This window comes from Paraburkholderia sp. SIMBA_053, assembly GCF_046534895.1.
GTDB classification, from domain to species: Bacteria; Pseudomonadota; Gammaproteobacteria; order Burkholderiales; family Burkholderiaceae; genus Paraburkholderia; species Paraburkholderia caledonica.
This window is the reverse complement of record NZ_JAWRXU010000192.1, coordinates 1-378: the sequence shown is the minus strand read 5'-3', so window position 1 is coordinate 378 and position 378 is coordinate 1. Positions and strand designations below refer to the sequence as shown.

The 378-nt window shown below is 55.8% G+C and carries 2 protein-coding genes; both read left to right on the top strand.

The genetic code is table 11. From position 1 onward, the window contains the following. Nucleotides 1-118: lipocalin family protein (locus SB753_RS35230; RefSeq protein ID WP_410804686.1), on the top strand; the 118-nt coding region annotated here is incomplete at its 5' end. 156 nt (nt 119-274) lie between these two features. Continuing rightward, on the top strand, nt 275-378 hold a 104-nt coding region (locus tag SB753_RS35225), incomplete at its 3' end, for a DUF4148 domain-containing protein (protein ID WP_410804684.1).

The window sequence follows — 378 nt, the reverse complement described above, 5'->3', positions numbered from 1 at the left end:
GACGGGCGCGCTCTATTGGGAAGGCGCGGTCACCATCCGCCGTGATGGGCAGCCTGCGGGGCACGGCTACCTCGAACTCACCGGCTATGGAAAAAAGCTGAAGCTCGAACGGCGCTGATGCCCGTCCAGCGGGCGTCTAGGTGTAAACCCTTAAATTTGGAAAAGTCACTTCCACTGGATGGTCTTAATCTTAAACGGCTACTTACCTACACTTGCTTCAACTGATTGCGAACAGGGCTGTTCGCAAAGTCGAAAACAAAGTTGGAGGTTCATCATGAAGTCGCTGATCAAGGCTGTTGCCATCGCTGCTGTGCTCGCTATCCCCGCTGTGTCGTTCGCTCAGTCGAACCAGCCTGTTACTCGCGCTCAGGTCCGCGC